The organism is Streptococcus oralis subsp. tigurinus, assembly GCF_002093575.1.
Classification (GTDB): domain Bacteria; phylum Bacillota; class Bacilli; order Lactobacillales; family Streptococcaceae; genus Streptococcus; species Streptococcus oralis_CH.
Genome location: NZ_LNVH01000002.1, coordinates 67,817 through 79,781 on the forward strand (window position 1 = coordinate 67,817; position 11,965 = coordinate 79,781).

An 11,965-nucleotide genomic window follows, 5' to 3' on the forward strand; every position below is an offset into this window, starting at 1 on the left:
TTTTTAGATATGTCATTAACAACTAAAAAAATCAAAGCAACTATCGCAGGAGTAGCAGCCTTGCTTGCTTTCTTTGCACCAGCCCTTGCGTCTGCGCAAGAAACTGTAACTTACACTGTTAAATCAGGTGATACTCTTTCAGAAATCGCTGAGAAGTACAACACGACTGCTGAAAAATTAGCAGCAAAAAACAATATCAAAGATATTCACCTTATCTATGTTGACCAAGTTTTGGTCATCGAAGGAACAGCTTCTACTGCAGCACCAGCTGCGACAACGGAAGAAACAGCTCCAGTAGCTACAGAAACTGTTGAAGAATCTCCAGCTGCAACTACAACTTATGAAGCGCCAGCAGCAGAAAGCAACACTGCAGCAGCTTCTACTGTAAGTGGTTCTGAAGCAGAAGCCAAAGAATGGATCGCTCAAAAAGAATCAGGTGGTAGCTACACAGCTACAAACGGCCAATACATCGGACGTTACCAATTGACAGATTCATACTTGAATGGTGACTACTCAGCTGAAAACCAAGAACGTGTAGCAGATGCCTACGTTGCAGGACGTTACGGTTCATGGACAGCTGCCAAGAACTTCTGGCTTAACAACGGTTGGTATTAAGAATACAAGAGTCCTTTAGGGCTCTTTTTTTGTTTCTCTATAACAAAAAGTGTAACGATTTTCTCAGCAATGCTCTATTTGTATAATTTCGACGAAATTCTTCAAATTGTTTTAAAGCTCAAATAGTATAAATAAGCTTATTATGTGTAAAAATATATCATATAATAAGCCTTTTCTTAATTAAAATGAAATAAAATGCAGTTTTTTCTTGACAAACGAGGATGAGAGTAGTATTATTTATACAATAATAAAGCATAAAAATAAAAGGAGGCTCTTCTATGAATAAAGTGAAGAAGGTGTTGATGACGATGTTTGGTTTGTTTATGTTTCCCTTATTATTTGCTTGTAGTAATACTCAATCCCAAGGTGTTGAAGCCATTAAGGCTAAAGGAAAATTGGTGGTGGCCCTAAATCCAGAGTTTGCTCCATTTGAATACCAGAAATTGGTTGATGGGAAAAATCAGATTGTAGGTTCAGATGTTGAGCTAGCCAAAGCCATCGCAAAGGAACTAGGTGTAGAAGTGGAGTTCTCTCCAATGAGTTTTGACAATGTACTGGCTAGTCTTGATTCAGGCAAGGCCGATCTTGCCATATCAGGTGTTTCTAAAACGGAGGAGAGAAGTCAAGTTTATGATTTTTCAATTCCCTACTACACTTCGAAAAATAAGGTTATCGTAAGAAAATCTGAATTAACGAATTACCAATCAGTCAAGGATTTGGCCCAGAAAAAGGTTGGAGCGCAGAAAGGTTCTATCCAGGAAACTCTGGCTAAAGAAACCTTGCAGGATTCTTCTCTCGTTTCACTTCCTAAAAATGGAAATTTGATAACAGATTTGAAATCAGGGCAACTAGATGCGGTTATCTTTGAGGAACCAGTGGCGAAAGGATTTGTAGAGAATAATCCAGACCTAGCCATCGCTGAGTTTGATTTTGACAATGACAAAGAAGATTCCTACGCTGTTGCGATGAAAAAAGATAGTAAAGAATTGAAAGAAGCGGTTGACAAAACCATCCAGAAGTTGAAGGATTCTGGGGAGTTGGACAAATTGATTGACGATGCTTTTAAAGCCTCTATCGAAAAATAGAAAGAAGGAAGAGAAATGAGTAAGGAAAAAGTCATTTTAGCCTATTCAGGTGGATTGGATACATCAGTTGCTATTACGTGGTTAAAAAAAGACTATGATGTGATCGCTGTTTGTATGGATGTGGGTGAAGGAAAAGATTTGGAGTTCATCCATGATAAAGCTCTCAAGGTTGGAGCTGTTGAGTCTTATGTCATTGATGTTAAGGAAGAATTTGCTAACGACTATGTTTTAGTGGCCCTTCAGGCTCATGCCTACTATGAACAGAAGTATCCCTTGGTATCTGCTCTGAGTCGCCCTCTTATTTCAAAAAAACTCGTTGAAATAGCTCATCAGACGGGGGCAACCACAATTGCCCATGGTTGTACAGGTAAGGGAAACGACCAAGTTCGGTTTGAAGTCTCTATTGCAGCTTTGGATCCCAATTTAAAAGTAGTTGCGCCTGTTCGTGAGTGGAAATGGTCTCGTGAAGAAGAAATCCAATATGCCAAAGAAAATGGGGTCCCAGTTCCTGCTGACCTAGACAATCCTTACTCTGTCGATCAAAATCTTTGGGGTCGTGCAAATGAATGTGGTGTCTTGGAAAGCCCTTGGAATCAAGCGCCAGAAGAAGCATTTGGAATCACATCTTCGCCAGAAGAGGCACCAGACAGTCCAGAATTTATTGACATTGAGTTTAGTTGCGGGGTGCCTATCTCCCTCAATGGAGAGAAGATGAAAGTGGCGGATTTGATTCAAAATCTAAATGAAATTGCAGGCAAACACGGTGTTGGTCGTATTGACCATGTGGAAAATCGCCTAGTCGGTATTAAGTCAAGAGAGATTTATGAGTGCCCAGGTGCTGTGACTTTATTGGCAGCTCATAAGGAGATTGAGGACTTGACTCTTGTGAGAGAAGTGGCTCATTTCAAACCTATTATCGAAAATGAGTTGTCCAATCTCATCTATAATGCCTTGTGGTTTAGCCCAGCAACTCAGGCTTTGATTGCCTATATCAAGGAGACACAGAAAGTTGTCAATGGAACTGCAAAAGTTAAACTTTATAAGGGGAACGCCCAGGTAGTGGCCCGGAAATCACCAAATTCTCTTTACGATGAAAATTTGGCGACTTATACCAGTGCGGATACTTTTGACCAAGATGCGGCTGTTGGATTTATCAAGCTTTGGGGGCTTCCGACTAAGGTTTATTCAGAAGTTCAGAAAAATGTTGAGTAGTGACGCGATAGAAAGGGACGACAGGATATGTCGAAAAATACAAAATTATGGGGTGGTCGATTTGAAGGTACTGTGGAAGATTGGGTAGAACAGTTCGGTGCGAGTATTTCCTTTGACCACCAGCTGGCAAAATTTGATTTGATGGGTTCCTTAGCTCATGTTCAAATGCTAGGACAGACTGGCATTTTAAGCTTGGAAGAGGCAGAGCAGATCCAAGATGGTCTGAAAGCTTTGTTGCGAGATTTAGAGGCAGGAGAGCTTCATTTTGATATTGCAAATGAAGATATTCATATGAATATGGAAGTGTTGCTGACAGAGAAAATTGGTCCTCTGGCTGGGAAACTACACACGGCTCGTTCTCGGAATGACCAAGTCGCAACGGATATGCACTTATATCTAAAGGAGCAGCTTGGGCATGTTTTGGATAAGTTGGCGAATCTGAACAGTGTTTTGCTGGATTTGGCTGAAAAACATGTGGAAACCATCATGCCAGGCTATACTCATTTGCAACACGCCCAATCGATTAGTTTTGCCCACCATCTCATGGCTTATTACAATATGTTTCAAAGGGATAGCGAGCGCTTTGAATTTAACTTGAAACATACGGACCTATCTCCCCTTGGTGCGGCTGCTTTGGCGGGGACAACTTTTCCAATCGATCGTCAATTATCGAGTGATTTATTGGGCTTCCAACAACCCTATACCAATTCCTTGGACGCAGTGAGTGACCGTGATTTTATCTTGGAATTTCTATCAAATGCCAGCATGTTGATGATGCATATGAGCCGTTTTTGTGAAGAAATCATCAATTGGTGCAGTTTTGAGTATCAGTACATTAGCTTGTCTGATAGCTTTTCAACGGGTTCATCTATCATGCCCCAGAAGAAAAATCCTGATATGGCGGAATTGATTCGAGGGAAGACAGGACGGGTTTACGGGCACTTGCTTGGACTATTGACCGTCATGAAGTCTTTGCCTCTGGCCTATAATAAGGATTTGCAAGAGGACAAGGAAGGCATGTTTGATACAGTAGAAACGATTTTGAATTCTCTGGATGTGCTGGCAGGTATGCTATCGAGCATGCAGGTTAATAAGGCCAAAATGCAGCAATCCACAGAGAATGATTTTTCGAATGCGACCGAACTGGCAGATTATTTGGCTGAAAAAGGCCTTCCCTTTAGAGAAGCGCATGAAATAGTAGGGAAATTGGTTCTAGACTCTATCAAGCATGGTAAAAACATCCAAGATTGGGATTTGGAGGAGTTGCAAGTCTACCATCCCTTGATTGAAGAGGATATTTATATCTACTTGCGTCCAGAAACCGCTGTTCAGAGACGGAATTCCTTAGGAGGAACTGGCTTTGAGCAAGTGAAATACCAGATAGAACAAGCGAAGAAAGAACTTAAAGTGGAAAATTGATTCGTTTGCAAAGTAAGAAAGAGAGGTTGAGATGATTTATCAGCCTCTTTCTTGTCTTCTCCAACCAAGCGTGTTATAATGAATACTGCTCAAGCGACCTTCAATCGTTAAGCACACACGACCTTCAATCGTGAATAAACGAATAGATGGGAGACTTACCATGAGTGATAACTCTAAAATACGTGTTGTTGTGGGGATGAGTGGTGGTGTTGATTCGTCGGTGACGGCTCTCTTGCTCAAGGAGCAGGGCTACGATGTGATCGGTATCTTCATGAAGAACTGGGACGACACAGATGAAAACGGCGTCTGTACGGCGACCGAAGATTACAAGGATGTGGCTGCAGTGGCAGACCAGATCGGCATTCCTTACTACTCTGTCAATTTTGAAAAAGAGTACTGGGACCGCGTCTTTGAGTATTTTCTAGCGGAATACCGTGCAGGACGCACGCCAAATCCAGATGTGATGTGCAACAAGGAAATCAAGTTCAAGGCCTTTTTGGACTATGCCATGACCTTGGGAGCAGACTATGTAGCGACTGGGCACTATGCCCGAGTGGCGCGTGATGAGGATGGCACTGTTCACATGCTTCGTGGCGTGGACAATGGCAAGGATCAGACCTATTTCCTCAGCCAACTTTCGCAAGAACAACTCCAAAAAACCATGTTCCCTCTAGGACATCTGGAAAAACCTGAAGTCCGAAAAATAGCTGAAGAAGCAGGACTTGCGACTGCCAAGAAGAAAGATTCGACAGGGATTTGCTTTATCGGAGAAAAGAACTTTAAAAACTTTCTCAGCAACTATCTACCAGCCCAGCCTGGTCGTATGATGACTGTGGATGGTCGTGATATGGGTGAACATGCTGGTCTGATGTACTATACGATTGGTCAGCGTGGCGGACTTGGTATCGGTGGCCAACACGGCGGTGACAATGCACCGTGGTTCGTTGTCGGAAAAGACCTGAGCAAGAATATCCTCTATGTCGGACAAGGATTCTACCATGACTCACTTATGTCAACCAGCCTAGAAGCCAGTCAAGTCCACTTTACTCGTGACACGCCAGAGGAATTTACGCTAGAATGTACAGCTAAATTCCGCTACCGTCAGCCTGATTCTAAGGTGACAGTACATGTCAAAGGAGACAAGGCAGAGGTCATCTTTGCGGAACCGCAACGCGCCATCACACCAGGACAGGCAGTTGTCTTTTACGATGGCGAAGAGTGCCTCGGTGGTGGTTTGATTGACAATGCCTACCGCGATGGACAAGTTTGTCAGTACATTTAGATTGACAAATTTTCTCAATTTGCTACAATAATAAAAGCAATAGAAATGATGGTCAAAGCTCATGGATGTTGCAGGCTTTTTTGTCCTGCACTTCTTTGGAGTTTTGACTGTTTTTGTGTCGTTTAAGGGAAAGGATAAAAATGACTCAACCAGACTTTCGGACAAAAGTGGGAAATACTGTTTTTGGTGTTCGGGCGACAGCCTTGATTCTCCAAAATGGCAAGCTCCTAGTTACCAAAGACAAGGGTAAGTATTACACTATTGGTGGTGCGATTCAAGTCAATGAAAGCACGGAAGATGCGGTAGTCCGTGAAGTGAGGGAAGAACTGGGTGTCAAATCTCAAGCTGGGCAGCTAGCTTTTGTGGTTGAAAATCGTTTTGAACAAGACGGTGTTTCCTATCACAACATCGAGTTTCATTATCTGGTAGACTTGCTTGAGGATGCACCATTGACCATGCAGGAAGATGAGAAAAGGCAGCCTTGTGAGTGGATTGACTTGGATAAGCTCCAGAATATCCAGCTAGTTCCAGCCTTTTTAAAAACATCCCTGTCGGATTGGGACGGCCAACTAAGACACATTCATCTTGAGGAATAGGAGAGAAAAGGATGGTTAAGCTTATTGCCCATGTACTTGTTCATAGTGGTGGTGATTATTTACTCATTCAGCGTTCGGAAATTAAAAGAGGAGAACCCAACGTTTATCCAACTTACTGGGATATTCCTGGTGGCGGGGTTGAAAAGGGTGAACTTCCGCGGGATGGTGCTCTTAGAGAATGCATTGAAGAAGCGGGAGTTAGGCTAGATAGCAGTTCGCTCAAACTTCTTCACGAAGATAGTCAACTGGATACCTCTAAGGATACGGTTTTTACTCGCTTAGTTTATAAAGCAGAGTGGGTTGGGGAGAAGCCAATTATCAGATTAGATCCTGAAGAGCATACACACTTTAAATGGGTTACTATGGATCAAGCTCTAGAGGAGGAGAAGTTAGTTCCTTATTTGCGAGAAATTTTTGAAAGGTTAAGAAATGACTTATAATTTTACGGAAGAATACGATATTATTGTAATCGGTGCGGGACATGCTGGGGTTGAGGCTTCCTTGGCTGCCAGCCGTATGGGCTGTAAGGTCTTGCTTGCGACCATCAACATCGAAATGTTGGCTTTCATGCCTTGTAACCCTTCGATCGGTGGTTCTGCCAAGGGGATTGTCGTGCGTGAAGTCGATGCCCTTGGTGGGGAAATGGCCAAGAATATTGACAAGACTTACATACAGATGAAGATGCTCAACACAGGGAAGGGGCCAGCTGTCCGTGCCCTTCGTGCGCAGGCTGACAAGGAACTTTACTCTAAGGAGATGCGCAAGACAGTTGAAAATCAAGAGAATCTGACCCTTCGTCAAACCATGATTGATGAGATTTTGGTGGAAGATGACAAGGTTGTCGGTGTGCGTACAGCTACCCATCAAGAGTATGCTGCCAAGGCTGTTATCGTGACGACAGGGACTGCACTTCGTGGTGAAATCATCATCGGAGACCTCAAGTACTCATCAGGACCAAACCACAGCCTAGCTTCGATTAATCTAGCTGATAATCTCAAGGAACTGGGACTCGAAATTGGTCGTTTCAAGACAGGAACGCCTCCACGTGTTAAGGCTTCCTCTATCAATTATGACGTGACAGAGATTCAGCCAGGAGACGAGGCCCCTAATCACTTCTCATACACTTCACGTGATGAGGATTATGTCAAGGACCAAGTGCCATGCTGGTTGACTTATACCAACGGTACCAGTCATGAGATTATCCAAAACAACCTCCACCGTGCGCCTATGTTTACGGGTGTAGTTAAGGGTGTGGGACCTCGTTACTGTCCATCAATTGAGGACAAGATTGTGCGCTTTGCGGACAAGGAACGTCACCAACTATTTCTAGAACCAGAAGGGCGTGACACTGAGGAAGTATACGTTCAAGGTTTATCAACTAGTCTGCCTGAGGATGTCCAACGTGACTTGGTTCATTCCATTAAAGGTCTGGAAAATGCTGAGATGATGCGAACTGGTTATGCCATTGAGTATGATATGGTCTTACCTCACCAGTTGCGTGCGACTCTGGAAACCAAGAAAATCTCAGGCCTCTTCACAGCTGGTCAGACAAATGGAACGTCAGGTTACGAAGAAGCTGCCGGCCAAGGAATTATCGCTGGTATCAATGCGGCTCTGAAAATCCAAGGCAAGCCTGAGTTGATTTTGAAGCGCAGTGACGGTTATATCGGGGTGATGATTGACGACTTGGTGACCAAGGGAACCATTGAACCCTATCGTCTCTTGACCAGTCGTGCTGAATACCGTCTCATCCTCCGTCATGACAATGCGGATATGCGTTTGACTGAGATGGGACGCGAGATTGGTCTTGTGGATGATGAACGCTGGGCTCGCTTTGAAATCAAGAAAAATCAATTTGACAATGAGATGAAGCGTCTAGACAGTATCAAACTCAAGCCAGTCAAGGAAACCAATGCTAAGGTTGAGGAGATGGGCTTCAAGCCATTGACAGATGCGGTGACAGCCAAAGAATTTCTTCGTCGACCAGAAGTTTCTTACCAAGATGTAGTGGCCTTTATCGGACCAGCTGCTGAGGATTTGGATGACAAGATTATCGAATTGATTGAAACAGAAATCAAGTACGAAGGTTATATTTCCAAAGCCATGGACCAGGTTGCCAAGATGAAACGCATGGAAGAAAAACGAATTCCAGCCAATATTGACTGGGATGATATTGATTCTATCGCAACAGAAGCTCGCCAGAAGTTCAAACTTATCAATCCAGAAACTATCGGCCAAGCCAGCCGTATTTCGGGAGTAAACCCAGCAGATATCTCTATTTTGATGGTGTATTTGGAAGGTAAAAATCGTAGTATTTCTAAAACTCTTCAAAAACCAAAATGATACGTCGTCGGCTTCTTACGAATGAGTTCAAAGCTTGGCTTTGATTCATCTACAGCCTCCCATAGTTCCCCGAACTATGGGAGCTAGCTTAAGTTATGCTTTCGCCTAGCCTTCTAGTCTGATTTCGATTTTTATTGAGTTTCAATCTCAAAAAAGCATAGAAAAAACAGCTCCGAAGACGGGGCTGTTTTTTTTGACTTATATTCAATGAAAATTAAAGAGTATTATTCTTCATCTGGTGTGAGGATCATCGGGATGATAATCGGTTCACGTTCTGTATTTTCATAAAGGAATGGTCGGATGGCGTTGACAATAGCACCATTGACAGATTGCACGCTGGCGTCCTTATTTTTCAGTGCGATACGAATAGCATTGAAGAGGATGCGCTGGCTTTGGCGAATCAAGTCACCAGATTCTCTCATGTAGACAAAGCCTCGGCTGAGGATATCTGGGCCAGAAAGAATCATCTGTGACTTGAAGTCAACAGTTGCGACTGCTAGAACGACACCATCTTCAGATAGATCACGACGATCTTTGAGGACAGCCGCACCGATTTCACCGATACGATTTCCATCGACATAGATGTCTTGGGCGTTGAAATGACCTGCGATACGAGCTGAGTCTGCAGTAAGGGCAAGCACATCACCATTGCTCATGATAAAGATATTGTCCTTCTCGACACCCGTATCCACCGCTAGTCCAGCGTGGACTTTTTGCATGCGGTATTCACCATGGACAGGCATGAAGTATTTTGGCTTAATCAAGCGGAGCATGAGTTTTTGCTCTTGCTGACCACCGTGTCCAGATGTATGGATATTGTTCACTTTACCGTGGATAACTTCGACACCAGCTTCAGAAATAGTGTTAATCAATTTGTTGACGCTAGTAGTATTTCCAGGGATTGGGCTAGAAGAGAAGATAACAGTATCGCCGGGTTGGAGTTGCACCTGACGGTGGGTTCCGTTAGCGATACGAGAGAGGGCTGCCATCGGCTCGCCCTGACTACCTGTACAGAGGATTAGAATCTCGCCTGCAGGATAGTCTTTGATTTCATTTGGCTCGATAAAGGTTCCTTTAGGAGCTTTGATGTAGCCAAGCTCGATTCCGTTGACAATGGCCTTTTCCATAGAACGACCAAAGACCGCAATCTTGCGTCCAGTCTTAACAGCAGCATCTGTTGCTTGCTGGAGACGGAAGATATTTGAGGCAAAGGATGCAAAGATAATACGTCCTTCGATGCCTTGGATAATCTTCATGATGGACTGACCAACGACTTTTTCAGAGTTGGTAAAGGTTGGGACTTCTGCATTTGTCGAGTCAGAGAGGAGGCAGAGCACGCCTTCTTCACCAAGGGCTGCCATCCGGTGCAAGTCTGCAGGTTCCCCAACTGGAGTAAAGTCAAACTTAAAGTCACCCGTACAGACGATTTTACCTTGAGGAGTATGAATGACAATCCCCAAAGGCTCTGGAATAGAGTGAGTGGTTCTAAAGAAAGTTGCCTTGAGATTTTTAAAGGTCAACTCAGTATTGTGGTTGATTTCGTAAAGTTTGGCGTTGCGCAAGAGACCGTGTTCTTCGAGTTTTCCACGGATCAAAGCCAAGGCAAGTGGTCCAGCGTAGATAGGGACATTTGCTTGCTTGAGCAGGAAAGGAATCCCACCGATGTGGTCCTCGTGTCCGTGTGTGATCAAGACAGCCTTGACGCGGTCAATATTGTCTACGATGTAAGAGTAGTCGGGGATAACATAGTCGATACCCAGCAAGTCATCTTCTGGGAATTTAATCCCAGCATCGACGATGATAATCTCGTCTTGGTATTCAATTCCGTATGTGTTTTTCCCGATTTCTCCCAGACCACCGATGGCAAAAACGCCGACTTCTTCAGGTTTAAGAGTATAGGCCATATTAGAACTCCGTGATTTCGAAGACGCCAGTTTCTTTTTCGTAATCTAGCAATTTGTCAGACAAGAGTTCGATATACTCGATGTTGTACTCTGGGCGGTTTTCTTCGACAAGTTGGCGAGCAGCGATACGGCCCTCAAGTTCTGAGCTGGCATCGATGTCTAGGTAAAGTGCGCGTGTTGTTTCACGACGTGGGCTACGTTCTTTTGTTTCTTGATAAAAAACTTTGTAAATCATATAGTTCCTTTCTATTTATAGGTCAACTTATTCCAAACTTTTAGCAGAGATTTGCTTGATTTCATTCCATTTTGTGTCTAGATTGACCTTGATTCGTTACAATTATTTCAATTATACCACAAAATGAAAAATTAGTAAAAGACGGAAATGGAGAAAGTCGGGAGGGGAAGAAGGAGCAAAAAGACAGGTAGGATTTGGTCGGAGAGCGCTTAGGTGTTATAATTAAAGGGGAATCTAAAGAGATAGTAGATTTAAGGAAGAATATAGTTCTAGTTTCATTAATCGTTGGTGTAGATGGTTGGGGCAGAATGATATCTTTGAAAAAAGAAAAACTCTTGAGAAATCTCAAGAGCAAATAAAAAGGCAGAGACAAAACTCGGGGATTTTCCTGGAGCAGTCTAGATGGCAGCACCTCTACCTGAAGCGAATGTATCGCAACCTTTGAATGACTTGTCACCAAATCAAACTCGATCTCAGCCTTTACTTAATTCTATCATCTATGAGGCTAAGAAGTCAATCTATAAGTAAAATGATGTAGAAATAGCAAGATGGAGTGGATTGCTTACTAAAAGGTAAAGAAAAGCCCCTGACCGAAGTCAAGAGCCATCTAACACTGGGGGCGAATTGTTCAATCGCAATTTCAGTTCTTTAGAAACCAAAGTTTCAGGGATAGCACTGCAACCCGAAGAGTCAACGACTCAACCTGATTTTCCTACCAGTGTTTGGTTTTATCTTAACATTGACATACCAACATTGTCAACAGTTTATATAAAAATAGGAATACCAAAAGGAGGATTAAGAATGTTTAGTTTGTTTGAATTTGCAGTAGGGGTTCGCCTCTTGATGTTTGTAGTCTTTGTAGCTTGTGTCTATGGGGGGAATGCCCTGTTTGTGCATCTGGAACACCGCAAAACAAAGTTCCTTTGGAAGCTTGCTTTTGTGACGCTCTATTCAATTTTTCTCCTCCTGGTCACCTATGTTGTATGGCTCGTTTTCTACTTTGGTTTAAATGCCTAAAGTCAATTATTCCTCTAGATATACAGAAAATCCACCTCGTCTTGGTAGAGGGGGCGGATTGTTCTATTTTCAGGTGATATCCTTATGTTTACGATGAACTTTCGTATCAAATATCGATCCAAAGCATATATGTTTTATCCAAACTTCTTATGGTGAACCTTTCAATCCCTTGTTTACTTTTCTATTGGAAAAGATAGAAAAAATCTACAGTTTTTTTGAATTTTTGTACCGTCTTCTTTGTCTAAGTGACAGGCCCT

12 protein-coding genes are annotated in these 11,965 nt (G+C 43.0%); 10 read left to right on the forward strand and 2 right to left on the reverse strand.

Annotated elements, in window-relative coordinates; all coding sequences use genetic code 11:
- Positions 1 to 9: 9 nt before the first annotated feature.
- The 8 genes from apf (at position 10) to mnmG (ending at position 8,552) form a co-directional block, all read left to right on the forward strand.
- Positions 10 to 615 carry an aggregation-promoting factor gene (gene apf / locus ATE37_RS03035; RefSeq protein ID WP_084867708.1) on the forward strand — a complete coding sequence of 202 codons (606 nt, stop codon included), beginning with the start codon at positions 10 to 12 and terminating at the stop codon, positions 613 to 615.
- A 278-nt stretch (positions 616 to 893) separates the two neighbouring features.
- Positions 894 to 1,700, forward strand: a complete 807-nt coding sequence (locus ATE37_RS03040; RefSeq protein WP_084867710.1) for an ABC transporter substrate-binding protein — start codon at positions 894 to 896, stop codon at positions 1,698 to 1,700.
- Positions 1,701 to 1,715: 15 nt separating this feature from the next.
- The gene (locus ATE37_RS03045) at positions 1,716 to 2,912 is read left to right on the forward strand and encodes an argininosuccinate synthase (protein WP_084867711.1); all 1,197 of its coding nucleotides are present in this window, start codon (positions 1,716 to 1,718) and stop codon (positions 2,910 to 2,912) included.
- 27 nt (positions 2,913 to 2,939) lie between these two features.
- Positions 2,940 to 4,331 carry an argininosuccinate lyase gene (argH, locus tag ATE37_RS03050; RefSeq protein WP_084867713.1) on the forward strand — a complete coding sequence of 464 codons (1,392 nt, stop codon included), beginning with the start codon at positions 2,940 to 2,942 and terminating at the stop codon, positions 4,329 to 4,331.
- Between the two features lie 160 nt (positions 4,332 to 4,491).
- Positions 4,492 to 5,613: a tRNA 2-thiouridine(34) synthase MnmA gene (mnmA, locus tag ATE37_RS03055; RefSeq protein WP_084867714.1), complete on the forward strand. Its 1,122-nt coding sequence runs from the start codon at positions 4,492 to 4,494 to the stop codon at positions 5,611 to 5,613.
- A 140-nt stretch (positions 5,614 to 5,753) separates the two neighbouring features.
- The gene (locus ATE37_RS03060; protein ID WP_180382754.1) at positions 5,754 to 6,209 is read left to right on the forward strand and encodes an NUDIX hydrolase; all 456 of its coding nucleotides are present in this window, start codon (positions 5,754 to 5,756) and stop codon (positions 6,207 to 6,209) included.
- Between the two features lie 11 nt (positions 6,210 to 6,220).
- Positions 6,221 to 6,649 (forward strand): NUDIX hydrolase, encoded by a 429-nt coding sequence (locus ATE37_RS03065; protein ID WP_008283352.1) that lies wholly within the window; start codon positions 6,221 to 6,223, stop codon positions 6,647 to 6,649.
- Complete coding sequence (gene mnmG / locus ATE37_RS03070; protein ID WP_084867718.1) at positions 6,639 to 8,552, forward strand: tRNA uridine-5-carboxymethylaminomethyl(34) synthesis enzyme MnmG; 1,914 nt, start codon at positions 6,639 to 6,641, stop codon at positions 8,550 to 8,552. Before ATE37_RS03065 ends, mnmG begins: the two co-directional genes overlap by 11 nt.
- Before the next feature lie 224 nt (positions 8,553 to 8,776).
- Here the strand turns inward: mnmG and rnjA are convergent, their stop codons facing one another.
- Positions 8,777 to 10,456 (reverse strand): ribonuclease J1, encoded by a 1,680-nt coding sequence (rnjA, locus tag ATE37_RS03075; protein ID WP_084867719.1) that lies wholly within the window; start codon positions 10,454 to 10,456, stop codon positions 8,777 to 8,779.
- 1 nt (position 10,457) lies between these two features.
- A complete protein-coding gene (locus ATE37_RS03080) occupies positions 10,458 to 10,691 on the reverse strand; it encodes a DNA-dependent RNA polymerase subunit epsilon (RefSeq protein WP_033584763.1) in 234 nt (77 codons plus the stop codon).
- Positions 10,692 to 11,093: 402 nt separating this feature from the next.
- Here ATE37_RS03080 and ATE37_RS10945 point away from each other — a divergent pair, with 402 nt between their 5' ends.
- Complete coding sequence (locus tag ATE37_RS10945; protein WP_275080654.1) at positions 11,094 to 11,219, forward strand: hypothetical protein; 126 nt, start codon at positions 11,094 to 11,096, stop codon at positions 11,217 to 11,219.
- A gap of 273 nt (positions 11,220 to 11,492) precedes the next feature.
- Positions 11,493 to 11,708, forward strand: a complete 216-nt coding sequence (locus ATE37_RS03085; protein ID WP_000492029.1) for a hypothetical protein — start codon at positions 11,493 to 11,495, stop codon at positions 11,706 to 11,708.
- Positions 11,709 to 11,965: the final 257 nt, after the last annotated feature.

Bases quoted from the DNA above. Each gene is read 5' to 3' on its own strand.
- apf (WP_084867708.1), top strand. From the start codon at position 10: ATGTCATTAACAACTAAAAAAATCAAAGCAACTATCGCAGGAGTAGCA.
- ATE37_RS03040 (WP_084867710.1), top strand. From the start codon at position 894: ATGAATAAAGTGAAGAAGGTGTTGATGACGATGTTTGGTTTGTTTATG.
- ATE37_RS03045 (WP_084867711.1), top strand. From the start codon at position 1,716: ATGAGTAAGGAAAAAGTCATTTTAGCCTATTCAGGTGGATTGGATACA.
- argH (WP_084867713.1), top strand. From the start codon at position 2,940: ATGTCGAAAAATACAAAATTATGGGGTGGTCGATTTGAAGGTACTGTG.
- mnmA (WP_084867714.1), top strand. From the start codon at position 4,492: ATGAGTGATAACTCTAAAATACGTGTTGTTGTGGGGATGAGTGGTGGT.
- ATE37_RS03060 (WP_180382754.1), top strand. From the start codon at position 5,754: ATGACTCAACCAGACTTTCGGACAAAAGTGGGAAATACTGTTTTTGGT.
- ATE37_RS03065 (WP_008283352.1), top strand. From the start codon at position 6,221: ATGGTTAAGCTTATTGCCCATGTACTTGTTCATAGTGGTGGTGATTAT.
- mnmG (WP_084867718.1), top strand. From the start codon at position 6,639: ATGACTTATAATTTTACGGAAGAATACGATATTATTGTAATCGGTGCG.
- rnjA (WP_084867719.1), bottom strand. From the start codon at position 10,456: ATGGCCTATACTCTTAAACCTGAAGAAGTCGGCGTTTTTGCCATCGGT.
- ATE37_RS03080 (WP_033584763.1), bottom strand. From the start codon at position 10,691: ATGATTTACAAAGTTTTTTATCAAGAAACAAAAGAACGTAGCCCACGT.
- ATE37_RS10945 (WP_275080654.1), top strand. From the start codon at position 11,094: ATGGCAGCACCTCTACCTGAAGCGAATGTATCGCAACCTTTGAATGAC.
- ATE37_RS03085 (WP_000492029.1), top strand. From the start codon at position 11,493: ATGTTTAGTTTGTTTGAATTTGCAGTAGGGGTTCGCCTCTTGATGTTT.